The sequence below is a fragment of the Rhodococcus rhodnii NBRC 100604 genome, assembly GCF_001894925.1.
In the GTDB taxonomy this organism is placed as follows: domain Bacteria; phylum Actinomycetota; class Actinomycetes; order Mycobacteriales; family Mycobacteriaceae; genus Rhodococcus_F; species Rhodococcus_F rhodnii.
This window is the reverse complement of sequence record NZ_BCXD01000004.1, coordinates 45,255-70,538: the sequence shown is the minus strand read 5'-3', so window position 1 is coordinate 70,538 and position 25,284 is coordinate 45,255. Positions and strand designations below refer to the sequence as shown.

Below are 25,284 nucleotides of genomic sequence, written 5' to 3'. Positions count from 1 at the left end.
CCACCCTCGCGTCACACGACGGACGGCCGACCCGCGCCCGGTGGCGTGAAGCCCGGTGGGTCGACGCCAGGTGGTGTGAAGGTCGGCCTGCCCCTCGGTGTCGAGGTGATCGTCCACTCGCTGTGATGGACATGGCGATGGTGGCTGCCGCAGAGCAGCACCATGTTGTCGAGATCCGTCGACCCGCCGTCCGCCCAATGCGTGACGTGGTGCGCCTCGCACCACGACGACGGAGCCGGGCAGTTCGGAAACGCACAACCACGGTCGCGGACCACCAGAGCCCGACGCTGCGCCGGAGTCACGAGCCGTGTGGTGCGGCCCATGCTCAGCGGAACACCGTTGTCGTCGACGACGATCGGCGTGACCTGCGCATCGCACGCCACCGCACGCGCCGTCTCCGGAGTGAGCGTGGCGCCCCACGGCGTCCACGGCAGACCGACGCCATCGAGCAACGCCGTGATCGACACGCTCCTTCGCTCGGCGGCAGTATCCGCGCGACGTTCGAGGTCACGCTGATTCACCAACACAGTCACGTGCGGCTTCTCACCCGCCTCCATGCCGGCGGCACCGGAATCGAGGAACCTGCGGCACACCTCGACCAACGCATCCGCCCGCCGTTTCCGCGGCGACCTGCGGTCGGGTGTTCCGTCCTCGGCAGGCTGCGGTGCCGACAGCTTTGACAACGCCGTCAACAGCACCTCACCCGAGAGGGCATCGAAGTTCCCGTGCACCACCACCCGGCCATGCAGGGTATGCGACACGGACAGGTGGTTGAGGTTGTCGCGTTCCCGCGTCGGCGGACCATCGGATTCGGCGTCCAACCGGATCTCGAGCCGCTCCTTCGCGCGCCGCACCGACCCCGTCGTCGTCCCCGGCCCGGGAACCGCCGCCGCCAACAGTGCATCGCGGCAGAACGCCGCGACCGTCTCGTACTCGTCGGTGTCGGCCTCGGCCAGCGCTGCAAGCAGCGACGGCGGCGTCTCGAAGAAGTCGCAGATCATCTGGGCGTGTGTCGGCGAGACCCGTTGCTCGGCAACAGCAGCAGCGATCTCGGGCTGCGACCGCAGGCTCACCGCGAGATTGACGACCCGCCGCGCCTCATGAACCTCGAGCATGCTCCGCGCTGCCAGCCACGACCCCGCATCCCCGTACCCGTCTTCGCCGAAGATGCCGCGGTCGACTACGTCCCCCATGAGCGCGATACCCCGCGCCTGCAGACGGGCGATCTCCGCATAGACACCCAGCACCTCGGCACGCAGCTCGCCGTCACCGAGCTGCCACGACTCCCCGTCTGCTGTGTGTGAATCCCCCGACCCCATGCGTCAAAATCTAGATCGAACACCCGTTCGCCACAAGACCTATTGCCGCAGCTGGGGACAACCGAAGGGCTGTGGATAATGCGGCGCATCCGGTCGCGACGCAGCGGCGGGAGAGCCCGACTCAGATGTGGGCGCGCAACGCGCGAACGGGCTTGGGATCGGCGCCGCAGCTCGCGGCCCGGGGCGCCAGATCGTACGACTCGACGGGGACGGTCCAGCTCCGTCCGTCGCGATGCGAAACCGTGGTGCCCTCGACGGTCAGCTCGTCCGCGCCGGCCGTGACGGTCTCACGGACAGCGATCTCGGCGACCTGCCCCTCCGGATCCCAGCAACTGCGCCCGCGCAGACCCGGCAGCACGACGTCACCACGCCGTGCGGCGCGCACGACCTCGGTGCTGTCCGCGCCGTCGAGCCGTCCGTACGTATAGCCGGTGGGGAGCACGATCATCGACGGCGCGAACCGGTGCCCTCCCGTGTGGGAGCACTCCCAGACGATGTCACCGAACTCGGCGGCGAGGTGGGCCGCGACGGGGCGGCCGAGGACCGCGCAGCACCGGTCCCGCTTGCCGTGCGCACACACGAGCACGGCGTCGGTACGCGAACCGAGACCGGGCGCCGACGACCGCAACAGACCGGGGTCGAGGTCGAGAACGTCGCGCGGGTTCGTGACGTCGAGCCGTTCGCACCACGTCTGCGTCGGATGCGAGCGCGCGAGCAGGATGGCGTGCCCTCGCCGCGCAGCGCGTCCACTGCGGCGGATGAACATCGGGCGCATGTCGGCTGCGGCAGCGAGCCGGGCGAAGGCGTCCGCGAACTCCTGTCCGAGGGCGGTGCCGTCGGAGACGTCGCGCCCCCACGCGCCCGGAATCTCGACGCACAACCAGCCGTCGATTCGTGCCGCGGTGCCCGCCAGCGGGACGTCGTGGGACAGCGCTGCACAGGAGCCGGATACCGAGGTCGTCATCGCCTCCAGTGTGCCGCACGCCGCGCGGCCGTTTGGCGCAGCCTCGGTTCGGGTAAGGCGTGGTTCGGGCCGAGAAAGGAGTGCGACATGCTGCTGCGGGTACCGGGTGTCTATCGTCCGCAGAGCGACACCCACCTGCTCAGCGACGCGATCTCCGATCATGCGATGCGCCTCGGAACGAGGGCGATCGATCTCTGTACCGGGACGGGTGCGGTCGCGATCCACGCCGCGCGGTGCGGAGCCGCGCGGGTGACGGCGGTGGACGTCTCCCGGCGCGCCGCAGCGACAGCGCTGGTGAACGCGCGGCTCGCCCGCGCCGACGTGGAGGTCAGGCGGGGCGATCTCGCGGCCCCCGTTGCGGGCCGGGAGTTCGATCTCGTCCTTTCCAATCCCCCGTACGTGCCGACCGATCCCGCGGCTCCGCCGCCACACGGGGCGGCCCGAGCCTGGGACGCGGGCGGCGACGGCCGGTCCGTCCTGGACCGCATCTGCCGGGCGGCGCCGCAGCTACTCGCGCCTGGCGGCACCTTGCTGCTGGTGCAGTCCGCGCTGAGCGGGGTCGAGAAGACCCTCGCGATGCTCGCAGAGTCGGGTGTCCCCTCGGACGTGCACGCTCGCCGTTCGATTCCGCTCGGCCCCGTGTTGCGATCGCGGCAGCGAATGCTGGTCGGCCGCGGGCTGCTCGACGCCGCGCAGCGAACGGAGGACATCGTCGTGATCCGCGGGGTGAAGCCGTCGTGAGCGAGCCCGGCGCGTCGGATTCCGGACAGGGCGACTGCCCACGTATCCGTCTCGTCGCGGGCGGTCCCGCGCTGATCGACGGACCGGTCGAGATCGTGACCGAATCGGGCGAGACCGTGCGGTCCGACCGGTTCACCGTGGCGCTGTGCCGGTGCAAGCGCAGCGCGCTCTATCCGCTCTGCGACACGAGCCATCGGCGTCGGCGGCCCCGCAGCGGGTGACGCGTCAGGCCGGGGAGGCGGCCGACGCGAGCGAGTTCTTCCCCGCTCGCCACCTGCCGAGGAGACATTCGGCGAACCGATCCTCGAGCAGGTCGGTCGCCTCGATCCCGAACACCACGTCCGCTGCGAGTTCGGGTTCGCGGTCCAGCAGATCCCCGACGACGTCGTGCCGCACGACCTGCTCGTGCACCGCATCCGCCTCGATGTGCTCGGCATAGAAGTGCACGCACGGTTCGGGCGCGTCCATCGCGCGGAGCGCGTCGACCATCGTCCGCGAGCCGGGTGACGACGTCGTCTCGACCTGCGCGAAATGGCCGACGAGCGCACCACGCAACGAGCGGTGCAGACCGCACAGCGACATGAAGTTGACGATCGCGAGCGTCTCCGCCGGGACCGCGGGCAGGTAGGCGAGATAGTTCGTGTCGAGCCCGGCCGCGGCCATCAGGTCGGCGAACAGGCGCGAATGCATCCGCTCGCCGCGGCCGCCACCGAACTCGTCGAACTCGATCGCGACCATCGACGCCTTGGCCTGGCCGGTGAGGCGCGGCACTACCCACAGGTGCGGGTCGGCCTCCTTGAGGTGATAGATCGAGCGGTGCGCGAAGAGCTCTCGCATCTGCTCCCACGTGCCGTCACGCAGCAGGTGCCGCCCGAGACCACCGGGCTCGGGCGATGCCACGGTGAGCGCATCGAGCGCCTCGGTCGCATCGCTGCCGCCGGGGACGTTGCGGCGCAGGTCGTCGAGGAACAGCGCCTCGAGCCGACGACGCAGGTCCAGCAGCGACGGATCCCACTCCCACGCGTCGTCGACGCCGTCGAAACCGCGATAGTGCAGCTCGTACGCGCCGTACAGCGTGGCGTGCAGGTCGTCGGGGGTGATGTCGTCGACGTCGACGGTGGGGATCGTCCCGACGGGCCCCACGAGGGCGCCGAACACCGCCTCGCCGACGGGTCCGCGTGCAGGTGGCAGGGGCGCCCGCACGGGACGCGCTGCTTCACTGAGCCGGGTCATGGCCTCGACGCTACCCGTCGCGGACGCGTCGGTCCGGGTATGCGGACGCGCCGGTCCGGGCATGCGAGGGAACTCAGAATTGATTGACCGACTGGTCGATCAATGATTAAGCTGCACGAGTGGCCCGCACTCCCGATCCCGAGAACACCGCACGACGACGCGCGGCGATCCTCGCCGCCGCCGCTGCCCGATTCGCCGCCGACGGCTACGACGGGACGACCGTCGCCGCGATCGCCCGGGACGCAGGAATGAGCTCCGGCAACGTCTTCCACTACTTTCCCGACAAGGCCGCCGTCTTTCGCGGTCTCGTCGGCGATGCGCTCCCCGAGCGCCGGGAACTCGTCGCGGACTTCGTCGCTCGCGAGGACGCGCTCCCCGCGGTCCTCGAGTTCGTCGACCTCCACGTCGCCGAGGCGCTCGATCCGCTCGCCCCTGGACTCGCGCTCGAGATGTTCCGGCGCGTCGGCCACGACGAGGAACTCACACGCCTCTGCCTCGAAGACGCGGCCCTCACGATCGACACGCTCGCCACTCTGCTCGCACGTGGGCAGCGCGATGGGAGCGTCGACCCCGATCTCGATCCCGCGGAGACCGCGCGGTGGATCGCCGCGATCGTCGACGCCGCCTTCCTCAACACGGATGCCGATGCACCGCACGACGTCCGTCCCATCGCTCGCACGACGGTCACCCGGCTACTCGAACCTCGAACCCCTCAGGAGAGTCATGACCACGCAGCGTGACGACGTCGTCTTTCGGCCGCCCCGGTGGATCTCGGTGGGACTCGTGGCACTCGGCCTCGCGGTCGGCTGCGGCGTGGGCTTCGTTCTCGACCCGATCGGCAACTGGGTGCTGAGCACGGTCGGCGACGCGCCGGGGCCGGTTCGTCTCGCGATGACACTGCCCCTCGCATGGCAGGTGCCGGTACTCACCGTGCTGGGCGGGATCGTCGGCCTCGCCCTCGCCGGTCAGGCGGAGGAGGACGCGCTCACGGCGACAGTCGGTGCCGACAGGGTCGTGTTCACGCAGAAGAAGCGAACCAGGACCGTTCCCCGCGCGCTCGTGGCAGCCGTGTTCCGCGACGGCCACGACGTCGTCGTCCGCGATCCCCGGGGTAGGCAACTCGCGCGGTTCGACGCGCGGGACCTCGACGGCGATGCCGTGGCCGCAGCGTTCTCGGCGCACGGATACCCGTGGCACGAGGCCGATCCGGACGACGCGGAGTTCGCCCCCTGGACTGACGGCGTCGGGACCAGCGACGGCGAGAACCAGGCGCTGCGCGCGCGTCGCCGGGCCGTCGAACAGAAGGACCTCGCCGCGATCGAGGCGGCGGACGACCGGCTCGGCGAACTCGGGTTGACGGTGCGTGACAGGCCGGAAGGTCAGGAGTTCCGCAGGTTCGATCCCCAGAACCGAACGAATCCCTGAGCCAGGCAACCGAAGGTTCCCAGTGCCAGTACCCATTTCGTGATGCTCACCGTCGACGTCGCGCGCACGACGGGATCGGATATCGCTTCACGGTGATCGAGCAGGTAGAGGCCGACGACGTTCTCGGCGTAGTCCGCCGCCGCCGAGACCGAGGCCGCGGCGAGCAGCGCCGACCGCGTCCGGGGCGATATCGAGGTGAGTTCCGAGAGCCGCTTCACGCCGGTGCGCAACGCGATCGCGAAGACGAGCGGATGCACGAAGTCGAGGTAGAAGTGCCTGCGGTAGCGCGCGGTCTCGGCGTCGTCCATGCTCTCCAGAACTTCGCGGTAGGCGCGCGCCGACATCGCCGTCTGCCCCTGCAGCACCCGGGGCGCCGCCGGGCCCAGCACCGCCCCGATGAGGGACTGCGAGACGACGAACAGCGCGGACCATCCGACGAGGCGGCGGTCGAGTGAGGTGAAGGGCATCGCCCCATCCTGGCCGACGGGTGCCGCACAGACCAGGCCCGCGATTCACACCCTCCGCACCCCCACCGTCATTACGATCGTATTGTCGGCGCGAGCGCGTCGCGTTCTCGACAGGAAGGCCACGGACATGTCCGGAAAGTTCGAGATCTACGAGGACAAGGCGGGCAAGTTCCGCTTCCATCTCAAGGCCGGCAACGGCGAGATCATCGCCGTCAGCCAGGGCTACGAATCGAAGTCCTCGGCCCAGAACGGCATCGACTCCGTCAAGAAGCACGCACCCGAGGCGAAGGTCGAGGTCCTCGAGTCGCACAGCGCGTGACGCCGCGCCTCACGCGCCCAGCAGGAACGGCAGCACGACCGCCTCGAACTCCCGGTAGCGGTCGCGGTGGATGCTGTGCCCACACGAGAACTCGTGCACCACAACGTCGCTCAGCATCGCCGTCATCGCGTCGAGGCGCTGCGGATCGACCATTCCGGTCGGGCCCCCACGCAGCACCAGCACCGGCGCCTCGATGAGTTCGACGCGCGACCACCAGCGCTCGTCCGGACTCCGGAACTGATCCAGTGCCGGAGCGGTCATCGAACGATCGAACGCGATCACCGCCCGGGGGCTGCGGACGAGACTCGTCAGCGCATGCCACAGTTCCACCGGCGACGGCAGCCGCCGCGCGAGCGTCTGCTCGTCGTCCCCCGTCCGCAGCGGGAGCGGCGCCTCCTCGACGACGAGGCGACGGACCAGTGCCGGCCGCTCCTGGGCGACGATCGTCGTGGCGTGCCCGCCGAGCGAATGCCCGACGAGATCGACCTGGGAGAACCCGAGTTCGTCGCACAGTTCCACGAGATCGGATGCGAACTCCTCGAAGAGGTACGACGGCGCGCGTCCGCTCCGTCCGTGACCGCGCAGATCGACCGTCACGACTCGCCGGCCTCGGGACCGCAGAGCACGCACGAACGGATCCCACGTTCGGCCGTCGCCACCCATGCCGTGGACGAGGATCACGGGAACCGGGTGTACGGCAGGACCCGAATCGCGGTAGGACAGGTCGATCCCACCCAACGGCAGACTCGCACTCGAGAGCATCACGACACTCCACGGTAGCGAAGGGCCGGCGCACGTACCTCGCGCCGCGAATCGGTTCGTGTCGGTGGGCCGAGGCATGATCGCCGAAACCCGCAGGCCTCCGCCGGGACCGCCTCCCCTACACACCAGGAGACAGATGACCGACTCGAATCCCGACCGGCTCGCGGACAGTGCTCTGCTCGCGCGATACGGCAACGCGCTGATCGGACTCGCCGCCGGCGACGCGTGGGGATACCAGGTCGAGTTCCGCAGTTACGCGAACATGCCCGCGTACCCCGTCCCCGCACCGGCGGGCGAGTGGATCGTCTCGGACGACACCCAGATGACGCTCGCCCTGCACGACGCACTGACCGACGTCGACGATCTCACGGACATCGATGCCGTCACCCGCGCGATCACCTCCCGTTTCCTGGAGTGGCAGACCGACCCCGACAACGATCGGGCACCGGGCACGACCTGCATGGCGTCCCTGTCGGCGCTCCGCTCCGGCGCCCGCTGGTACGACGCGAACGGTGCCCGCGAGTCCGCCGGCTGCGGTGCCGTGATGCGGCTCGTGCCCACCGCGTTCGCGCCCGAGCCGTACTGGCTCGGCCTGACCGCCCTGCAGGCCGTGATCACCCACCGGCATCCCCGCGCGATCGTGCCCGCATTGCTGCTCGCCGACGCCGTGCGGCACGCCCCCGATCGTGGTGGCCGGCTTCTGGACGAGGCCCGTGCCGAATCCGACCGGATCCGCGCCGGCAGCAGCAGGTGGCTGTCCGACTCGTACCTCACCGCCGTCCTCGCCCCCTACCGCAGCGACGTGCCGTCCCTCCTGATCGATGGGCTGGACGACGACGTCGACGCCCTGCTCGGTGCTGCAGTCACGAGCCGCGCCCGGCTTCGCGGCCTCGACCCGTCGCAGTTCGGTGACCCCTGCACGGGCGTCGGTGAAGGCTGGGAATCCGCGAGCGCCACCGCACTCGGGCTCCTCGTCGCCGATCTCGCGACCGGGACCACCGCCCCCCTCGACGGACCTGCCGCTCTCGCATGGGCATCGACCAGCAACGGCGACTCCGACTCGATCGCCTGCATCGCCGGGGCGCTCATCGGATCGGCCCACACCACCCCGCACTACTGGGAGTCCGCCGGTCTCACGCCTCGGTTCGAGCCGCGGTACGCCGCGGCTCTCGCCACCGCTGCCGACCGGGTCCTCGGGAGTGCGCACGCCGAGGAGTGACCGCGTCGTCTCGTCTCGTGACGACTCCAGCGGGAGTCCGGCGGGTGTGCGCTCACTCGGGCGCACCGAGGGAGATTTCCGCGAGGATCGCCCCGGCACGCAGGAGGGCGATCATTCGCTCCGCGATCTCTGCCAGTCGCGCATCCAGCGCATCGAGCGACCGTCCCGCGTCGCCGAACCGTCGCAGTGCGTCGAGCGCGCTGCGGGCCTCGGGGATGCGGTAGCCGCCCGACCGCAACGCCGCGACGATCCGGACGTCGCGCACGGCCGTAGCGCCGTAGCGTCTCGCGGTGCCCGAGCGGGTCACGGTGCGTTGCGGTGCGACGAGCCCTTCGCGCTCCCAGAACCGCAGCGTCGAGGGCCGCACACCCACCGCCTGCGACAGCTCGGTGATCGACATCGTGTCCGCATCGAGTGTCTCGGCTTCCGTCGCCGTCTCGTGCCCGATGGAGTCGAGTGCCCGCCGCGCCGCAAGTGCCCGGCGGCGCTCGTCGAGAAGCATCACGTGGAACCCGGAGATCGTCGCCGCGGCCTCGTCGTGGGGCGCAGCGCGAATTTGCCGTATCGCCTCGCGCGCGGCGACCGGCCCCACGGCCTGTGCGAGGGCGCGATACGCGCGAAGAGCCGTCACGTGGTCGGTGGTGAATCGGCGGTACCCGTTCGGCATCCGAGGTGCCGACGGCAGGACCCCGAGCGCTTCGAGGTCCCGTACCTGCTGGGCCGAACACCCCGCGGCACTCGCCACGTCCGCCGTCGTCAACGTTGTCGCGGCGTCACGTGTACTCACCACGACCACCGACCCTCCGCTAGCACTTCAACCGCACACTTCAACCATGAGTATGCAACGGCTTCTCGAGACCGTGCGATCGTTCGACGGGGTGCTCGAACTCGCTCCACTCCCCGGCAGCGCTTTCCCCGAGGTCTCATGGGGGGATCACTTCTTCTACTACGCGCCCGACGGCACGGTTCCCGCACGTCGTCAGCCCTACGCCACCATCGTCACCAAGAACTACCCGGGCGACACATCCAGCGGCCTCGACCACCCCGGCCGCTGGCGACTGAACATCCACATCGGAGCCTCGGCGTTCGTCGAGATCGTCGGAGAGCACCCCCTGGACACCGGTACTCACACCGACCACTCGCGCGCCGACACCGTGCTGCCCCATCCGCTGTACCGGAGCCAGGGGTGGATCGCGATCGTCGATCCGGGGCCGCGAACTCTCCCGATCGCGGAGGATCTGCTGCGCCGCGCGCACGACGATGCACGGCGACGATCGGATTCCTGAAATCTTCTCGTTCCTCGTGTCGATTCCGCTCCGGCCCGTTCGACGTAGAGGATGAAGGCACCGAATCGCGGTGCCGCCGACGAAGGGATCGATCATGAAGTACATGCTCATCATGCGCGCCGACGAAGCCGCCGCCGCAGCGTTCGCCGAAGCCGATTTCGAGGAGATCATCAACGCGATGGGCCGCTACAACGAATCGATGATGGAAGCCGGCGTCATGGTCGCCGGCGAGGGCCTGAGCGGGGCCGAGGAGGGTTTCGTCGTCGACTTCGCCGAGGACGAGCCGATCGTGACCGACGGGCCCTACGGCGAGATCCACGAACTGTTCAACGGGTTCTGGATCATCCAGGTCTCGAGCAAGGAAGAGGCAGCCGAGTGGGCCAAGCGGGCGCCACTCGGGGCCGGTGCGAAGCTCGAGGTTCGGCGCGTCACCGACGAGAGCGACTTCGCCGACTACGCCGACAACGAGTTCGTCAAGAAGGAAGAGGGCTGGCGCGAGCAGCTCGGGACGAACTGACGACGGCGATGACGGCGGCCGACGAGACGTCGATCCGCCGCACCGTCGAGGCGGTGTGGCGGATCGACGGGCCGCGCGTGACCGCAGCGATCGCCCGCGTGGTCGGCGACGTCGGCCTCGCCGAGGAACTCACGCAGGATGCGCTCGGCGACGCACTCGAGCAGTGGCCGCGGGCGGGAGTACCCCGCACTCCGGCGGCATGGCTGACCGCCGTCGCCAAGCGAAAGGCGATCGACGGGTGGCGGCGGCGCGAGCTGCAGGACGATCGCTACCGCGCCATCGCGCGTGATCTCGAGACCACCGCCGAGGACGAGTGGGAACCCATCGAGGACGATCTGCTGAAACTGGTCTTCGCGGCATGCCATCCAGCGCTCGCGCGGGAGGCACAGGTCGCGCTGACACTCCGCGTCGTGACGGGACTGACGAGCGAGGAGATCGCGCGACTGTTCCTCGTGCCCGTCCCGACGATGCAGGCACGCATCACTCGTGCCAAGCGGGCCCTGACGGCCGCCCGCGTCCCGTTCGAGGTTCCCGAGCCCGCCGAGTGGGAACCTCGCCTCCGTGGTGTGCTGGCCGTGATCTACCTGGTGTTCACGGAGGGATACGCGGCGACGACCGGCGATGCGCTCATTCGAGGTGAGCTGTCGGACAACGCGATCCGTCTCGGGCGCATCACCGCGACGCTGTTGCCACGCGAAGCCGAAGCACATGCGCTGCTCGCACTCATGGAACTGCAGAAGTCGCGTTTCGCAGCCCGGGTCGACGCCGACGGCAATGCGGTTCTGCTCGAGGACCAGGATCGGCGCCGCTGGGATCGCGGACAGATCGCGCGCGGGCTCGCCGCACTCTCACGTGCGGACGAGCTCGCCCGAGCCCGGCGCCGCAGCCGCGGGCCGTACGCGCTGCAGGCGGCGATCGCGGCCTGCCACGCCCGTGCGCGAAGCGCGGACGACACCGACTGGGACGAGATCGTCACTCTCTACACCGCCCTCGAATCGATCACGCGCAATCCCGTCGTCACGCTCAATCGCGCTGTCGCAGTATCGATGTCGAGCGGACCCGGCGACGCACTGCGCGTCGTCGACGGGATCGACGACGCGCAGCTGAAGGGCTCCCACCTGCTGCCGAGTGTCCGCGGTGAACTGCTCGCACGGCTGGGACGAACCGACGAAGCACGGGTGGAGCTGGAGCGCGCAGCGGAACTGGCGACGAACACACGAGTACGGGCGGTGTTGGTGGGGAAGGTGACTCGGCTACGCGTCTAACGCTCCCGCCGGTGGCATCGCAGGATGTCGCTCGAGGCGAGGTGACCCGATCCGCCCCCGAGCCCGGGGCCCGGGTGTGTGGACGCGCCGACATGCCAGAGGCCGGGAACCGCCGTCCGATGCCGATGCGCACCCGGGAACGGACGGAACACGAGATTCTGGTCCAATTCCGCCGAGCCGCCGTACGGATCGCCGTACTCGGCGTTCGGATTGCGCCGTTCGAGTTCCGCCGGCGAGATCGCATGGACACCGATGACGCTCGCCGACAATCCAGGCGCGTACTGCTCGATACGCGCCACGATCCGATCGGTGTAGGCAGCGGTGAGCCCCGGTGTCCAGCCGACCGACGTGTCCAGTTCGCCTGCTGCATCGCCCCGGGGACGAAAAGGAACTTCCTGCAACTGAATCCACGCCGAGCCTCGGCCCTCGGGAACGCGCGACGGATCGATCACGTGCTGCTGGCCGACGACGACCGTCGCCCGCCGCGGCAGCAGCCCGCCTCGGCTTCGGCGCACGCGAGCGCCGTCGCTACTGCACCGTCGGAAAGATGGACGAGCGGACAGTCGCCGAGGCGCTCGTCGCGCCACGGGATCGGCGCATCGAGCGCGAGGTGGATCTGCATCGCCGCGCGACCCGGCCGATGTCGGCGCACCGCATCGCGCGAGACGACACGATCGGCAACGCCCGGCGCGAGAAGACCGTCGTACAGCGCCCGCGGGGACACCCCGGCCACGACGGCCCGTCGCACCGACACCACCGTGCCGTCGTCGAGGTGGACGCGGCGCACACGCCCCGCGCCCACCTCGATCCGCTCCGCGGTCCGTCCCCGCAGCACGACAGCGCTGTGATCGGCGAGCACGGCCTCGAACGCGGCGACGAAACGCCCCGCTCCCCGCGGACGACGGGAAGACCGAACTCGTGCATCGTCGCGGCCATCACCGGCAGCATCACGCCGCCCGACGCCACGCTGGGCGCGAGCCCCGCATGCAGCAGCCACGGCGACCACAACAGATCGGGCTCCCACCCGTCGAAGCTGCGACGCAGCAGAGCGTGCCCCGACGACACGGCATCGCGGGCCAGATCACGGACACCCCGCATACCGAGGCTACGCACCGCGCGGGCCGCGAGCAGTGCCGATGAACGCCCGTCGAGTTCGGAGCCGAGCGCACCGAGCACGACGCCACTGCGCGCTGCCGCGACGTCGAGCATCCGGCGGTACGCGTCCCGGCCCCGCGACGCGGCGAACCCCTCGACCGTCCGCTCGACGTCGCGATATGCCAGTACCGTCCGGTCGTCGTCGCCGACTGTCGCGCACACCAGGTCCGGCGAGTTCGCGTAGTCGAGGCCTGCGTCGTGCAGCGCATCACCCAGGCTCGCGTACGCGGGCCCCGATACGAACATCGGATGCCACGACGAGAAGGTGTCGTGCACGAAGCCGGGCACGGTCGATTCGCCGGAGGCGATGAAGCCGCCGAGCTCGCTGCCGCGCTCGATCACCGCGACGGCCAGCCCGGCACGGGCGAGTTCGGCGGCGGCAACCAGGCCGTTGATTCCCGAACCCACCACAGCGACATCGACATCCATCACGTGCTGCGCCGTTCCCTCGGTCAGACGCCTGCGCCGGCCAGGCGTGTCGCCCGCTCACGGGGTGCCCGCACACCCATCTCCTCGAGACGCGGCAACACGGTCTCCCCGAAGTACGGCAGTTCCTCAGCGTAATCGAAGAACGCGAGCGTCATCCCCGCGAAGCCGGCGTTCGCGATTCCCGCGATCAGTTCGGCGACCTGGTCGGGGGTGCCGACCATCGGGATCGACCCGTGTCCCGCCGCGAAGCGCGAACGATAGGTCTGCAACATGTCCGGCGTGAACGACTGTGCGTGCGCACCCATGAGATACATGATGTTGTCGACGGCGTCCCAGTCGGCGTTGTCGTCGGCGTACCACCGGTAGAAGTCGCGCGCCTCCTTCTCCGTCTCTCGAACGACGATGTGCGCCATGGTGAACACGCCGAGCTGCCGCTCGAACTCGGCGAGCGCCTGCGACTGCATCGACTCGACGATCTTCGCGCCGTCCTCCGGCCCGTCGGCCACGGTGAACCCGTAGTCCGCGTTGCGCGCGGCGAATCCCCTTCCCTGCGCGGACGATCCGGCGTTGAGCACGGGCAGGACACCGTCGACCGGCTTGGGCAGCCCTTCGGCTCCCTTCAGTCGATAGAAGCGGCCATCGTGGTCGAAGGTCCCGGGCTGCGTCCACACCCTGCGGATGATGTCCCACCACTCCTGCGCCTGGGCATAGCGATCGTCGTGCCCCGCAGGAAGATCCGATCCCATCGCGTCGTACTCCGGCTTGTTCCAGCCGGCGACGATGTTGATGCCGGCACGGCCGTTGCCGATGTGATCGACGGTCGCGAGCTGCTTGGCCACGACGAGGGGATGGTTGAACGCGGAATGGACGGTGGAGAACACCGTGATGTTCTCTGTGGCCGAGAGCAGTCCCGCCGCCCACGCGACCGGATCGAGCACCGACTCGTGGAAGTTGGTGTCGCCGCCGTATCCGATGAACCGCGCGATCGGCAGCATGAAGTCGAGCCCGACGGCATCGGCCGTCTTCGCGAGCCGGAGGTTGTCCGCCCAGCTGGCCGACCAGCGGTTCGGCGCCTTGGTGATCGCCATACCGCTCGAACAGTTCGACGAGAAGGTTCCCAGTTTGAAGCCGGTGTCGGCCGTGATCGCGCGTGCCATGGTTGTTTCCTTTCGAGCCGCACCCGGTCCGGGTGCTATCGCCTGTCGATCGAATCGGTCTGTACGTTCTACTCCTCGTCCCGCAGCGCCTCGCGGGCGTCGGCGAAGCCGCCCCAGCGACCTTCGGGGACGACACGTCGCAGTCCGACATAGAGAACGGCGGTGAGGACGAGTGCGACGGCGAACCCGAGAGGGGTCACCCCCGTCTGGGTCGCGATGTAGGCGACGAGCGAGGAGACCACCAGCGCGACGACGCCCGGAATGTTGACGTTCTCGACGCGATCCGCTGCCGCCGGCGTCCGGCGACGCACGACGAAATAGTCGACGATGACCAGAGTGCACAGCGAGGTCGTGAGGATGCCGAGAATGCCGAGCCAGCTGTTGATGAGCCCGAGGATGTCTCCCATGATCGCGAGGAGGCCGATCACGTTGCCCGCGATCACCATCCAGAATCTTCCCGGGCTCCGCCGGACCACAGCATCCGAGAGATTGCTGAGTGCAAGCGAACTCGAGTAGGTGTTGATCACCTGCGCCTTCGCCTGCGCGGCGTACATGACGAGGAAGCCGACGGCGCCGGCCAGCACGATGAAGTACGCGCCGGCGTTCGAGTGCGCCATGAAGTCGAGCTTCTCGGCGGTGGTGGCGCCCGCCTGGGTCGCCGCGACGTCGGCGTTCGCCGGGTCCTGCAGAAATCCCGTCACGACCGAGTTGCCGGCCTGGAAGATCAGCGTTCCCACGATGACGACGAGAACGTTGACGATGATCGAGCCGACGACGGACATGATGCCGACGTCCTTCGACGTCCGGGCGAAGCGGCCGAAGTCCGCGCCCGTCAGCGCGAGCGCGCCGGCGATGCCGGCGATCGCCGCCAGCCCTGCCGTGATGTCGCCCATCGACAGATTCGGCGGCGAGTACGCCCAGATCTCGGCGACCCCGATGTCGCTGCGGCTCAACGCGATCACTGTCACGGCGCCGATGAGAACCACCGACGCGATCGTGAGGATCGTCGACGTCCGCTGGACGAGGGAGAGCCCGAAGGTGGTGAGCAGAATCCAGGCGATCGTGAGGATCCCGTAGATGACGATCGCGTTGAGCGTCGTCGGCGCCCAGCCGAACATGAACAGCGTGCCGTAGTAGAGCAGGGCGTTCTCGAGCGCCAGGAAGCCGAGGCACATGAACGCGAAGATGACCGACGCGAGCGCGGAGCCGCGCGCACCGAGTCCGTAGAAGCGACTGGTCACGGTGGAAGAGGTCCCCGCGACCTGGCAGACGTGGCCGATCCCCCATCCCAGGAGCGTCCCGAAGACCGCGGCGACGACTCCCATCGCGATGCCCCACTTGGTGCCGGCGACGTAGGTGACCCCGCTGCCGATCGCGAGGATGATCAGGGTCGTCCCGACGCCGGCGGTGTTGAACGCGAGGCCCCATCCGCTGCGCCGGCTGGACTCGGGTACCGGGGCGAGTGCGTGATCCTCGATGACGGACCGCAGCGATCTGCCTCCAGTGGAATCGGTCACTTTCGCGGGGATTGTTTCGCTCATGAAAACTCCCTCGTTTACACTGTGGAAACGAAACCGTTCGCAGCGTCGTCGGAGCGCCGGTTTTGGTGACTGCAATCGTGATCCGCAGCGCAGGTGCTGGCTAATGCCCATTCCACGGGCCGGTATCGCATTCTCGGCATAGGCCACGGGACACCGGTTCTCGCCCGGTATGTCGATCGGCGCATAGCGACCCCGAAACCCAGCATTAGCGCTTCGCGCGAGTCGGCCCGACTATGTATCCATGCTTCCCACCTCGAGTATCGGATCTGCTGACCTCGCTGCCGCTCTGACCGCCGGAACCGTCCGGGTGGTCGACCTGACCGCATCGCTGTCGCACGCGACTCCCGTGTTACCGCTGCCGCCCGAGATGGCGCCGATCCCCCGATTCGCTCTCGAGCCGCTCGCGTACTACGACGACGAGGGCGAGATCTCGATGCAGCACGGGATCCACACCGGCGAACACACCGGTACCCACGTCGATGCCCCGATTCACTGGCATTCGGGCCGCGATCTCGAGGACGTCGCGAGCATCGCTCCGGAGAAGCTCGTGGCACCCGCGGTCGTGATCGACCGGGTCGCGGAGTGCACCGCGAATCCGGACTATCTACTCACCCGTGACGATCTGCTCGCATGGCAGGAGACGCACGGGCCGCTGCCCGCCGGTGGATGGCTGCTGTACCGAACCGGATGGAACGAGCGCTCGCACGACCAGACCGCCTTCATCAACGCCGACGAGAACGGGCCGCACACACCCGGCATCTCGGTCGATTGCGCCCGATATCTGGCCGAGGAGACGGGCATGGTCGGCCTCGGCGTCGAGACGGTCGGCACCGACGCCGGCCAGGCGTTCCGGTTCGATCCGCCGTTCCCGGCCCATTCCTTCCTGCTCGGCAGCGGCCGCTACGGCGCCACACAGCTGCAGAACCTCGCAGAGCTGCCCGCGACCGGTGCCGTGCTGATCGTGGCGCCGCTGAAGATCGTCGGCGGCACCGGCAGCCCGGCCCGCGTCCTCGCACTGGTCGACGCCGCTGACGACACGAACGGAGAACAGAACTGATGTACGTACGCGACGCCATCGGCAGGACACTGCACGAACTGGGTGTCCGGACCGCCTTCGGTGTGGTCGGCAGCGGAAACTTCCACTACACCAACGCTTTCACCGCCGCCGGTGGCCGTTTCGTCGCCGCTCGCCACGAAGGCGGCGCCGCGAGCATGGCCGACGGCTACGCACGGATGAGCGGCGAGGTCACCGTCCTGTCGCTGCACCAGGGATGCGGGTACACCAACTCGCTCACGGGCGTCGCCGAGGCAGCGAAGAGCAACACCCCGTTGCTCGTCGTCACGGCCGAGGCGACGACGCCGATGTCGAATTTCTTCATCGACCAGGCCGCCATCGCCGAGGGCCTCGGCGCCCGTACGGTGCGAGTGCGCTCGGCAGCCTCCGCCGTCGCGGACGTCACCGAAGCGTACCGGCTCGCCGCACAGGGCCGGACCGTCGTGCTCAACGTTCCGATCGACGTGCAGGACGAACTGCTGCCCGACGACCAGGTCGCGCCTCGCGTCGTCGACGTCGCGCTTCCGCGCCCGTCCGACGGCGAACTCGCGCAACTCGTCGAACTCCTCACGACAGCCGAGCGGCCGGTCTTCGTCGCAGGCCGCGGCGCGCGGTCGGCCGGCGCGAAGGAAGCGCTCGCGGCACTCGCCGACCGCACCGGCGCCCTGCTGGCCACCTCGGCGGTCTCCAAAGGCATGTTCCGCGAACACGACTGGAGCATCGACGTCTCCGGCGGCTTCTCGACGCCGCTCGCCGCCGAGCTCATCTCGGACGCCGACCTGATCGTCGGCTGGGGTTGCGCGCTGAACATGTGGACGATGCGTCACGGCAAACTGATCGGCGACGACGCCCGCGTCGTCCAGGTCGACCTCGATCCTGCCGCGCTGGGCCGGACGCGCCCGATCGATCTCGGCCTGTGGGGCGGCATCGCCGAGACCGCGCACGCCGCGACGACGGCACTCGGGCACATCTCCCGCACCGGCTACCGGACGTCCGAGATCGCCGAGCGCATCCGAACCGGACTGCGCTGGAACGACGTTCCGTACACCGACGCGAGTACCGAGACCGAGATCGACCCGCGCATCCTGACCTCCGAGATCGACACCATGCTGCCGGCCGAACGCGTCGTGTCGGTGGACTCGGGCAACTTTCTCGGCTTCCCCAGCATGTTCCTCGACGTTCCCGACGAGTACGGCTTCTGCTTCACACAGGCCTTCCAGTCCGTCGGGCTCGGCTTGGCGACGGCCATCGGGGCGGCCCTCGCGCAACCGACTCGGCTTCCGGTCGCGGGGTGCAGCGACGGCGGCTTCCTCATGGGAATCTCCGAACTCGACACGGCGGTGCGGCTCGGACTGCCGCTGCTCGTGATCGTCTACAACGACTCGCAGTACGGCGCCGAGGTGCATCACTTCACGGGCGACGAGGACCTCACGACCGTCACCTTCCCCGACACCGACATCGCGGCGATCGCGAAGGGCTTCGGGTGCGACTCGCTGACGGTGCGTCGCCGCGAGGACCTCGCCGCCGTCAAGACCTGGCTCGACGCGGAACCGGCACGTCCGCTCGTCGTCGACGCGAAGACGGTCTCGAACGAAGGGTCGTGGTGGCTCGTGGAGGCATTCGGGCACTGACGTCGCACTCTCGATCGCGCACTCTCGATCGCGCAATCTCAAATCGTCGCAATCTCGAATCGACCGGTCGGAAATGTTGCCGAAACGTACCGATGGTGCAATGTTGTATCCGCATCGTGACGGCGGATACACCGACCGATCAGACATAGCGACCGAGCAGCATCGCGACACGCTCGAGCCGAGTTCGTAGGAGGCACCGTTGCCCTCGATCAAGACACCGAAACTCCTCGACGGCCGTCTCAAGCTTCGGCATCTGACGCTGCTGGATGCACTCGCGAAACACGGTTCGGTCGTCGCGGCGGCTGCGTCGCTCCACGTGACGCAGCCAGTCGCGACGAGAAGCCTCCAAGAACTCGAAGAGATCGTCGGAGTGTCGCTCTTCGACCGCGGGCCCCGCGGCGTGACGGCGACGATCTTCGGTGAAGCCCTGACCGCCCACGCACGCAGCGTCCTCGCGCAGCTCTCTCACGCGAGCAGGCACATCGTCGAACTCGCCGAGGCCGAGCGCGGGACCGTCGTCGTCGGCGTCCATCTGGCCGGCTCGAACCTGCTGCTCCCCCGTGCGATCCTCGCGCTGAAGCAGACACGACCCAATGTCACCGTGAAGGTCCGTGAGGGGTCACCGCAGTCGTTGCTCATCGAACTCCAGGCCGGCCGGATCGACATGATCGTCGGCAGGTCGACGGCACCACCCGGGGACGACCTCCTCCACGAGCGTCTGTACGACGAGGCGATCGACATCGTGGCTCGCCTCGGCCATCCGCTGTCGGTGCAGCACGGCGTGCCCACGGCGAAGCTCACCGACTATCCGTGGGTGCTACCCGGTCCCGAGACCAGCCTCCGCAAGGAACTGGAGGAGTTCTTCGCCCGCCACGGACTCCCGTTGCCCGCCAACCGGATCGAGGCGACGTCGTTCCTGACCGTCCGTCAGCTCCTGATGGAGACGGACGCCCTCGCCGCGATGCCGGGGCTCATCGCGCGTGCCGACACCGAGATCACGTCGCTCGACACCCCACTCGATGCGATCGGCCACAGCATCGGGGTGACACGGTCGAGCACGGACACCACGAGCCCGTCGGTCGCGGTGATGCTCGACGCGCTCCGCGACACAGCAGCGACCATCGACGCCGATCGGTCCCGTCGTTCGGAGCGGCCACTGCGGCTCACGATGCCCTGAACTGCGGCTCGCATCCGCCCGATCACACCCGGCCCGGCGCGGCCGGAGCCGTCGTCACGGGAGTGAATCGGTAGCCGTCACCGACCGCGTGCACGCGACCCGTTCCCGTCCCGACGAAGTGCGCGGGCGCCAGCAGTGCCCCGGTCTCGCTCACGTACGCGAGGATTCGACGGCGCGACTCGGCAGCTTGCGCAGGGTCGACGCAGTAGCGCGTACCGAGCTCCGGACGCCGGATCTGAATCGGATGATGGAATGCGTCGCCGGCGAGGAACAGTCGCTCGTCGCCTGCCGTCACCTCGACACAGGTGTGACCCGGTGTATGACCGATCATCGGGATGATCCGGACCGCGTCACCGAGTGTGAACTCGGAATCGAACCTGTCCACCAGCCCGTGGTCGAGCAGCGGCGTGACGCTGTCGGCGAGGTAGTCCCCGGTCCGAAGCAGCGCCGCCGCGCCCACGTCCGAATACCAGTACTCGAGTTCGTCCCGATGCAAGAGGTACCGCGCGTTCGGGAAGGTCGGCACCCAACGCCCGTCGACGAGCGTGGTCGCCCAGCCGACGTGATCGGCGTGCAGATGCGTGATGACGACGTAGTCGACGTCCTCGGGGCGAACGCCTGTCGCGTGCAACCGATCGAGCCACGGCGTGGCCAGATCGTCGAAGGCAGGTCGCATGCGATGTTTGCCGTTGCCGACACAACCGTCCACGAGAATCGTTCGCTGCCCGTCACGGACGAGGTGAGAACGGAACGCGTACTCGAGGTGAGCGGTCTCCCCCTCGGGCCCGGTCGCCGACATGTCGCCGGCGACCGCAGCGGGGTCGAGGCCGGGAAAGAACTCGTCGACGCCGAAACACGTACAGCTCGACTCCACGATCTGATCGATCCGGACGTCCTCCGGACGAAGACTCGTCATCGTCTCTCCTCGGTACCCGACCCCGTGCGGGCGTCGTCAATTCTCGTTGCTCACGTAGAGATCGTCGACCGCAGGTGACGTATCCGCTAGGCCGAGCTCCGGCAGGGCGTTCGACAGTGTCTCGAGACCCGCCGCATCGATGCTGCCGTCGGGCGTCAGGGCGGGGGTGCGCAGATCGTAGACACGCTCGGCCACAGCGGGATCGAGCCCCAGGTAGCCGGTCGTGAGTTCGACGGCACGGTCCCGGTTCTCGGGGTCCTGCATCCAGTCGATCGCGCACCCGTACGCGGACGCCAGCGACTCGGCTGCCTCGGGATTGCCGTCGAGCCACGACTGCGTCGCGATCAGGGCCGCGTGCTGATCGTTCTCGATGAAGTCGCTCGCGGACGCGATGACACGCCCCGCTCCCTGCTCCTTGAGGTTGGTGCCGACCTCGACCGTCCAGACGAAGGCGTCGACGTCACCACGGCTCAGTGCCGCCTGGTTCTCGGCGAGACCACCGAGCGGCACCGCCTCGATGTCGGCTCCACCGATCGCCGCGGACGCCTGCCGCACGACGTAGTCGGGTGTGGACCCGAATCGGCTGATTCCCACGCTCGTTCCGGCAAGATCCTCGAGGGACTGCACGTCGCCGTCGGGACTCGCGATGATCACGAACGAGCTCTCCTGCGCGATGCCGCTGAACGCCTTGATGTCCAGACCCTTCGCCACCGCCGAGGGGACGTCGAATCCGTTGCCGGAGTTCACGTCCACTGCGCCGGACGAGAGCGCCTGGACGGCTTCGGAGCCGCCGTTGAACGAGACCAGCGAGACGTCGAGGCCTTCGGCCTCGAAGCATCCGACCTCCTCTGCGATCTTCGGCGTCACCGCGATGTCGAAGGCCTGATCGACGTTCATGCCCAGCCGGATCGACGAGCCGTCGCCCGACTCGCCACCGTTGCCGCAGGCCGCCGCGACGAGGGTGACGGCGAGTGCCGACGTCGTCACCGCCAGCGTCCGAGAGAGTGTGCTCTTCATGGGTTCTCCTAGTTTCTTGGTCACCGGCGGTCGGTCGGTCCCTGGTGGCGTCTCGGTCACTGGCGGCGTCTCGGTCACTGGTGGCCGCGCCACTTCGACGCTCGCGTCTCACACCAACCCAGCGCGGAGTTGATGAGGACCGCGGCCACGCAGACCAGCAGCACCGTGGCGTAGAGCCGATCGGGTTGGAAGGTCGTCGACAGCTGCCGGATCACGGATCCGATGCCCGCGGTCGAGACCATCAGCTCTGCCTGGAGGATTCCGAGCAGACAGAGCTTCGAGGCGATGCGGATGTTCGAGACGGCATCGGGAACGACCGCGGGGAGCACGACGTTGCGCAGCCGCCACGACGAGCTCGCGCCCATCGAACGCGCGCTGTCGAGCACCGAGCGATCGACCAGTTTCGCGGCGGTCATCATGCCGATCAGGACCGGAATGATGCCCTGCGTGATGCCGTACGTGAACTTGGACGCGAAGCCGACTCCGAGCCAGACGATGAAAAGCGGGGAGATCGCGACCTGCGGAACGGCGAACGCCAGCTGCAGAACGTTGCGGACCGGCTCGAACATCGCCCCGAGCTGGCCGAAGAGCATGCCGACCGCGACGCCGAGAACGATGATCACCGCCATCGCTGCGAGGTACTGGACGAGCCCGGTTCCGAGGGCGGACATCACCGCGCTGTCCTCGATCACCCCCGGAAGGGCGGTGAGGACCTCGGTCGGTGCCGCGACGAGCAGGCCACCGGAACTGTCGCCCATCCGGACCAGCAGTTCCCACAACACCACGACTGCAGCGAGAGTGCCGTACCTGATGAGCAGTGGAGTGCTGGACCGGTGCAGGCCCTTCCGTGGACGGGAGCCGCCGGCGCGGGGCGTCGAGGCGGGTGCCGCGGACGTCGTGACGGTGCTAGACATTCGAGACGACCTTCTTTCCACCTGCGAGACGCCCGGCCCAGTCCAGAACGAAGGCGACGACGAGAGTCACCAGCACGTACGCGATCACGCGGGGCATGTCGAACATCTGCCCCGAGCTCGCGATCATGTAGCCGAGTCCCTGACTGCCCGCGATGTATTCGGCGCCGATCACGGCGATGAGGGCGATCGTCAGACCCATGCGGAGCGATCCGACGAGCTTCTCCTTGACCGCGGGAAACCGCACCTTGCGAGCGAGGGTCAGTCCTCGCGCGCCCATCGCGCGGCCGGCGGCGACCAGGGTCGGGTCGACGCCTGCGACTGCCGTCGTCGCACCGATCGCGATCGGGAAGTAGGCACAGAGGAAGGCGAAGACCATCTTCGATTCGACGCCGATTCCGAGCGTCAGGGTGATGACGGGGTACAGCACGATGAAGGGAATCGAGTTGAGATTGCTCAGCAGCGGCTCGTAGGCCTCGCGCAGCAGTCGCGACGCGCCGACCGCGAGCCCCGTCGCGACACCGGCGAGCGCAGCTGCGCCGAAGGCCACGAACAACTCGAACAGCGTCACGAGAACGTTGCTGTACGTGCTGGATTCGCCCATCACGGCGACGAACTCGGATCCGACCACCGCGGGGCCCGGAAGATTGAACGGGCTGACCATGCCGCTCGCGGTGATCGCCGTCCACACGCCGAGAATCAGCAGTGCCAGAACGACGATCAGGCCACCCGTGGAGCGTACGAACGACCTCATACCGCACGCTCCGCGGACTCCGTCTCGTAGAGGAGCGAGAAGAGCGACCGCTGGATGCTCATGAACTCTTCGGAGTTCATGTCCTCGAATCGCCGCGGCCGCCGAAGATCGACCTCGACCACGTCACGAACGACCGACGGCGGCTTCGAGAACACCAGCACACGGTCGGAGAGATTGACCGCTTCCTGCAGATTGTGGGTGACGAAGACGATGGTCTTGTTGAGCTTCTCGAGGAGCTCGACGAGCTGGACGCCGATCATGAGCCGGGTCTGCTCGTCGAGCGCACCGAACGGCTCGTCCATGAGAAGAATGTCACAGTCGGTCACGAGCGCTCTCGCGATGGCGACGCGTTGTTTCATGCCGCCCGACAGCTCGTGGGGATACTGCGCCGCGAACCGTTCGAGACCGACCTGTTCGAGCACCTTCATCGCGCGCTCGCGACGTTCCTTCTTGGGTACGCCCTGGATCTCGAGCGGGGTCTCGACGTTCGCCAGGGCCGTCCGCCACGGGAACAGAGCGAAGTCCTGGAAGACGTACGAGATGCGGTCCGGAACGGGGCGGTCGATCGTGACGTCGCCCAACCGGATGTCGCCCGCCGACGGCGTCTGCAATCCGCCGAGAGTGCGGAGGACAGAACTCTTTCCGCAACCGGACGGTCCGATCAACGTGAGGAACTCGCCCGGCCGTACGTCGAACGAGATGTTGTCGACGGCGTGGACGGTTCCTCCGGTCGGACGCGTGTAGGTGATCGACAGATCCCGGACGGTGATCGCCGCGGTGTTCGACTCGAGCGTTGTTGCCATTCGGTACTCTCACATCTCGTTGGGTCGGCGCGCTGTCTGCACGACGTCGATCGTGACCACGCTGATCCTCGTGGCACACAGCATGCGCGGTTCCGGCAATACGGACAAATGCGATATCATCGGGGTCGTATGCTCCATGGGAATAGCTGAGCTGCCCAGACGGAATCCCGGGACGGTCGACCGGGTTTCTCCGGGGAACCGTCAGATCCCCAGAAACCGCTCGGCGTTGGTCCGTGTGACGAGTTCGCGGGCCGAGGCATCGAGGAAGGCGCTCTTGCGCACCACGTCCCCCACCCGTCGCTCACCGAGCGGATACGGATAGTCGCTGCCGACCATGACGCGCTCGGCCCCGACGGTGTCGACGAGCAGTCGCAACGCACGCTCGTCGAAGACGACCGAATCCACGTAGAACCGGCCCATGTAGTGCGACGGCGGGTACTCGGACGTGCCGATCACGTCGTTGCGGCCGTGCCATGCGTTCTCCATGCGGCCGAGCCAGAACGCGAAAGATCCTCCACCGTGGGCGAATCCGATCTTCAAGCTCTCGTCGATGCGATCGAAGACGCCACCGAGCACGAGCGAGAGGATCGACAGGTGGGTCTCGGCGGGCATCGCCGTGAGCCACTGCGCCATCCAGCGATTCAGGCGCGGCGAGGAGTCCATGTCCCACGGATGGACGAACACCGGAACACCGCGAGATGCGCAGTGCTGCAGGAACGTCACGATTCCTTCGCTGTCGAGATCGGCGTCGCCGACGTGGTTTCCGATCTCCACGCCCCGATGACCGTTCTCGAGGCACCGGTCGAGTTCGCGGCACGCCTCGTCGGGGTCCTGCAACGGGACCTGGCAGAACGGGATGAGCCGATCCTGCGCGGGCGCCGTGATCTCGAGAGCGAGATCGTTGAAGATCCGTGAGATCCGCGCACCCTGCTCGGGGCTGCGGCCGTAGTTGAAGAACGCCGGAGTCGGCGACACCACCTGCACATCGACGCCGTCGGCATCCATGTCCGCGAGACGCACCTCCGCGGACCACGCGTCCGACGAAATTCGCCGGAACTCGTTGGTGCCCATCATGATGACGGCGTCGCGCTCGGACTCGACCTTCAGCCACGGCGCGTCCGTACCGGCGTCCGCGGTGAGGTCGGGCCAGCCCTTCGGGACGTAGTGGGTGTGAACGTCGATCATGTTCGTGACCTCCGTGCCCGAAGCATCGGCGCTCTCG

General features: G+C 68.3%; 28 protein-coding genes. 12 read left to right on the top strand and 16 right to left on the bottom strand.

Going from position 1 to position 25,284, the window contains the following annotated elements; genetic code table 11:
• Positions 1–11: 11 nt before the first annotated feature.
• Entirely contained in the window at positions 12–1,319 is a 1,308-nt protein-coding gene (locus RR1_RS04395) for an HNH endonuclease signature motif containing protein (RefSeq protein WP_010839325.1), read from the bottom strand.
• A gap of 121 nt (positions 1,320–1,440) precedes the next feature.
• The gene (locus RR1_RS04390) at positions 1,441–2,283 is read right to left on the bottom strand and encodes a ferredoxin family protein (RefSeq protein WP_010839326.1); all 843 of its coding nucleotides are present in this window, start codon (positions 2,281–2,283) and stop codon (positions 1,441–1,443) included.
• Between the two features lie 87 nt (positions 2,284–2,370).
• Between RR1_RS04390 and RR1_RS04385 the strand changes: the two genes are divergently transcribed.
• Together RR1_RS04385 and RR1_RS04380 are read left to right on the top strand one after the other, a co-directional pair.
• On the top strand, positions 2,371–3,024 hold the full coding sequence (locus tag RR1_RS04385; RefSeq protein WP_010839327.1) for a HemK2/MTQ2 family protein methyltransferase: 654 nt from the start codon (positions 2,371–2,373) through the stop codon (positions 3,022–3,024).
• Positions 3,021–3,245, top strand: a complete 225-nt coding sequence (locus tag RR1_RS04380) for a CDGSH iron-sulfur domain-containing protein (protein WP_010839328.1) — start codon at positions 3,021–3,023, stop codon at positions 3,243–3,245. Before RR1_RS04385 ends, RR1_RS04380 begins: the two co-directional genes overlap by 4 nt.
• Positions 3,246–3,249: 4 nt before the next feature.
• On the opposite strand, the gene RR1_RS04375 is transcribed toward RR1_RS04380, so the two are convergent.
• A complete protein-coding gene (locus tag RR1_RS04375) occupies positions 3,250–4,257 on the bottom strand; it encodes an iron-containing redox enzyme family protein (RefSeq protein WP_010839329.1) in 1,008 nt (335 codons plus the stop codon).
• Between the two features lie 119 nt (positions 4,258–4,376).
• On the opposite strand from RR1_RS04375, the gene RR1_RS04370 reads away from it, so the two are divergent.
• Together RR1_RS04370 and RR1_RS04365 are read left to right on the top strand one after the other, a co-directional pair.
• On the top strand, positions 4,377–4,997 hold the full coding sequence (locus tag RR1_RS04370; protein ID WP_010839330.1) for a TetR/AcrR family transcriptional regulator: 621 nt from the start codon (positions 4,377–4,379) through the stop codon (positions 4,995–4,997).
• Positions 4,981–5,682, top strand: a complete 702-nt coding sequence (locus tag RR1_RS04365; RefSeq protein ID WP_010839331.1) for a YqeB family protein — start codon at positions 4,981–4,983, stop codon at positions 5,680–5,682. Before RR1_RS04370 ends, RR1_RS04365 begins: the two co-directional genes overlap by 17 nt.
• Here the strand turns inward: RR1_RS04365 and RR1_RS04360 are convergent.
• On the bottom strand, positions 5,637–6,149 hold the full coding sequence (locus RR1_RS04360; protein WP_010839332.1) for a hypothetical protein: 513 nt from the start codon (positions 6,147–6,149) through the stop codon (positions 5,637–5,639). The two genes, RR1_RS04365 and RR1_RS04360, sit on opposite strands and share 46 nt — an antisense overlap.
• A gap of 127 nt (positions 6,150–6,276) precedes the next feature.
• On the opposite strand from RR1_RS04360, the gene RR1_RS04355 reads away from it, so the two are divergent.
• Entirely contained in the window at positions 6,277–6,468 is a 192-nt protein-coding gene (locus RR1_RS04355) for a YegP family protein (protein WP_010839333.1), read from the top strand.
• A 9-nt stretch (positions 6,469–6,477) separates the two neighbouring features.
• Here RR1_RS04355 and RR1_RS04350 read toward each other — a convergent pair whose 3' ends face one another.
• Positions 6,478–7,230, bottom strand: coding sequence for an alpha/beta fold hydrolase (locus RR1_RS04350; protein ID WP_040774447.1), 753 nt, complete (start codon positions 7,228–7,230; stop codon positions 6,478–6,480).
• Between the two features lie 136 nt (positions 7,231–7,366).
• Between RR1_RS04350 and RR1_RS04345 the strand changes: the two genes are divergently transcribed.
• A complete protein-coding gene (locus tag RR1_RS04345; RefSeq protein ID WP_010839335.1) occupies positions 7,367–8,449 on the top strand; it encodes an ADP-ribosylglycohydrolase family protein in 1,083 nt (360 codons plus the stop codon).
• Positions 8,450–8,501: 52 nt separating this feature from the next.
• Here the strand turns inward: RR1_RS04345 and RR1_RS04340 are convergent, their stop codons facing one another.
• Complete coding sequence (locus RR1_RS04340; protein ID WP_051111256.1) at positions 8,502–9,236, bottom strand: MerR family transcriptional regulator; 735 nt, start codon at positions 9,234–9,236, stop codon at positions 8,502–8,504.
• Positions 9,237–9,282: 46 nt separating this feature from the next.
• Between RR1_RS04340 and RR1_RS04335 the strand changes: the two genes are divergently transcribed.
• The 3 genes from RR1_RS04335 to RR1_RS04325 all read left to right on the top strand — a co-directional run bounded on the left by RR1_RS04335 (position 9,283) and on the right by RR1_RS04325 (position 11,517).
• The gene (locus tag RR1_RS04335; RefSeq protein ID WP_040774327.1) at positions 9,283–9,735 is read left to right on the top strand and encodes a DUF6194 family protein; all 453 of its coding nucleotides are present in this window, start codon (positions 9,283–9,285) and stop codon (positions 9,733–9,735) included.
• A gap of 94 nt (positions 9,736–9,829) precedes the next feature.
• The gene (locus tag RR1_RS04330; protein ID WP_040774448.1) at positions 9,830–10,252 is read left to right on the top strand and encodes a YciI family protein; all 423 of its coding nucleotides are present in this window, start codon (positions 9,830–9,832) and stop codon (positions 10,250–10,252) included.
• A gap of 8 nt (positions 10,253–10,260) precedes the next feature.
• Positions 10,261–11,517 carry an RNA polymerase sigma factor gene (locus tag RR1_RS04325; protein ID WP_010839339.1) on the top strand — a complete coding sequence of 419 codons (1,257 nt, stop codon included), beginning with the start codon at positions 10,261–10,263 and terminating at the stop codon, positions 11,515–11,517.
• Here the strand turns inward: RR1_RS04325 and RR1_RS22780 are convergent.
• The 4 genes from RR1_RS22780 to RR1_RS04310 form a co-directional block, all read right to left on the bottom strand.
• Complete coding sequence (locus RR1_RS22780) at positions 11,514–12,032, bottom strand: phytoene desaturase family protein (RefSeq protein ID WP_010839340.1); 519 nt, start codon at positions 12,030–12,032, stop codon at positions 11,514–11,516. The two genes, RR1_RS04325 and RR1_RS22780, sit on opposite strands and share 4 nt — an antisense overlap.
• 13 nt (positions 12,033–12,045) lie before the next feature.
• Positions 12,046–13,101: a phytoene desaturase family protein gene (locus RR1_RS04320; RefSeq protein WP_010839341.1), complete on the bottom strand. Its 1,056-nt coding sequence runs from the start codon at positions 13,099–13,101 to the stop codon at positions 12,046–12,048.
• Between the two features lie 23 nt (positions 13,102–13,124).
• Complete coding sequence (locus tag RR1_RS04315; protein ID WP_010839342.1) at positions 13,125–14,258, bottom strand: LLM class flavin-dependent oxidoreductase; 1,134 nt, start codon at positions 14,256–14,258, stop codon at positions 13,125–13,127.
• A 68-nt stretch (positions 14,259–14,326) separates the two neighbouring features.
• Entirely contained in the window at positions 14,327–15,799 is a 1,473-nt protein-coding gene (locus RR1_RS04310; RefSeq protein WP_010839343.1) for a cytosine permease, read from the bottom strand.
• Positions 15,800–16,040: 241 nt separating this feature from the next.
• Between RR1_RS04310 and RR1_RS04305 the strand changes: the two genes are divergently transcribed.
• The 3 genes from RR1_RS04305 (at position 16,041) to RR1_RS04295 (ending at position 19,661) form a co-directional block, all read left to right on the top strand.
• Positions 16,041–16,856: a cyclase family protein gene (locus tag RR1_RS04305; protein WP_010839344.1), complete on the top strand. Its 816-nt coding sequence runs from the start codon at positions 16,041–16,043 to the stop codon at positions 16,854–16,856.
• Positions 16,856–18,484, top strand: a complete 1,629-nt coding sequence (locus tag RR1_RS04300) for a thiamine pyrophosphate-binding protein (protein WP_010839345.1) — start codon at positions 16,856–16,858, stop codon at positions 18,482–18,484. Before RR1_RS04305 ends, RR1_RS04300 begins: the two co-directional genes overlap by 1 nt.
• Positions 18,485–18,692: 208 nt before the next feature.
• Complete coding sequence (locus RR1_RS04295) at positions 18,693–19,661, top strand: LysR substrate-binding domain-containing protein (protein ID WP_051111262.1); 969 nt, start codon at positions 18,693–18,695, stop codon at positions 19,659–19,661.
• A 22-nt stretch (positions 19,662–19,683) separates the two neighbouring features.
• On the opposite strand, the gene RR1_RS04290 is transcribed toward RR1_RS04295, so the two are convergent.
• The 6 genes from RR1_RS04290 to RR1_RS04265 form a co-directional block, all read right to left on the bottom strand.
• Positions 19,684–20,577, bottom strand: a complete 894-nt coding sequence (locus tag RR1_RS04290) for an MBL fold metallo-hydrolase (protein WP_010839348.1) — start codon at positions 20,575–20,577, stop codon at positions 19,684–19,686.
• 36 nt (positions 20,578–20,613) lie between these two features.
• Positions 20,614–21,594 (bottom strand): ABC transporter substrate-binding protein, encoded by a 981-nt coding sequence (locus tag RR1_RS04285; protein WP_010839349.1) that lies wholly within the window; start codon positions 21,592–21,594, stop codon positions 20,614–20,616.
• Between the two features lie 74 nt (positions 21,595–21,668).
• The gene (locus tag RR1_RS04280; RefSeq protein WP_081634212.1) at positions 21,669–22,508 is read right to left on the bottom strand and encodes an ABC transporter permease; all 840 of its coding nucleotides are present in this window, start codon (positions 22,506–22,508) and stop codon (positions 21,669–21,671) included.
• Positions 22,501–23,259, bottom strand: a complete 759-nt coding sequence (locus tag RR1_RS04275) for an ABC transporter permease (protein WP_010839351.1) — start codon at positions 23,257–23,259, stop codon at positions 22,501–22,503. The genes RR1_RS04280 and RR1_RS04275 overlap by 8 nt, the downstream gene beginning before the upstream one ends.
• Entirely contained in the window at positions 23,256–24,062 is an 807-nt protein-coding gene (locus tag RR1_RS04270; protein ID WP_010839352.1) for an ABC transporter ATP-binding protein, read from the bottom strand. Before RR1_RS04270 ends, RR1_RS04275 begins: the two co-directional genes overlap by 4 nt.
• A 201-nt stretch (positions 24,063–24,263) precedes the next feature.
• A complete protein-coding gene (locus RR1_RS04265) occupies positions 24,264–25,247 on the bottom strand; it encodes an amidohydrolase family protein (RefSeq protein ID WP_040774455.1) in 984 nt (327 codons plus the stop codon).
• Positions 25,248–25,284 lie beyond the last annotated feature (37 nt).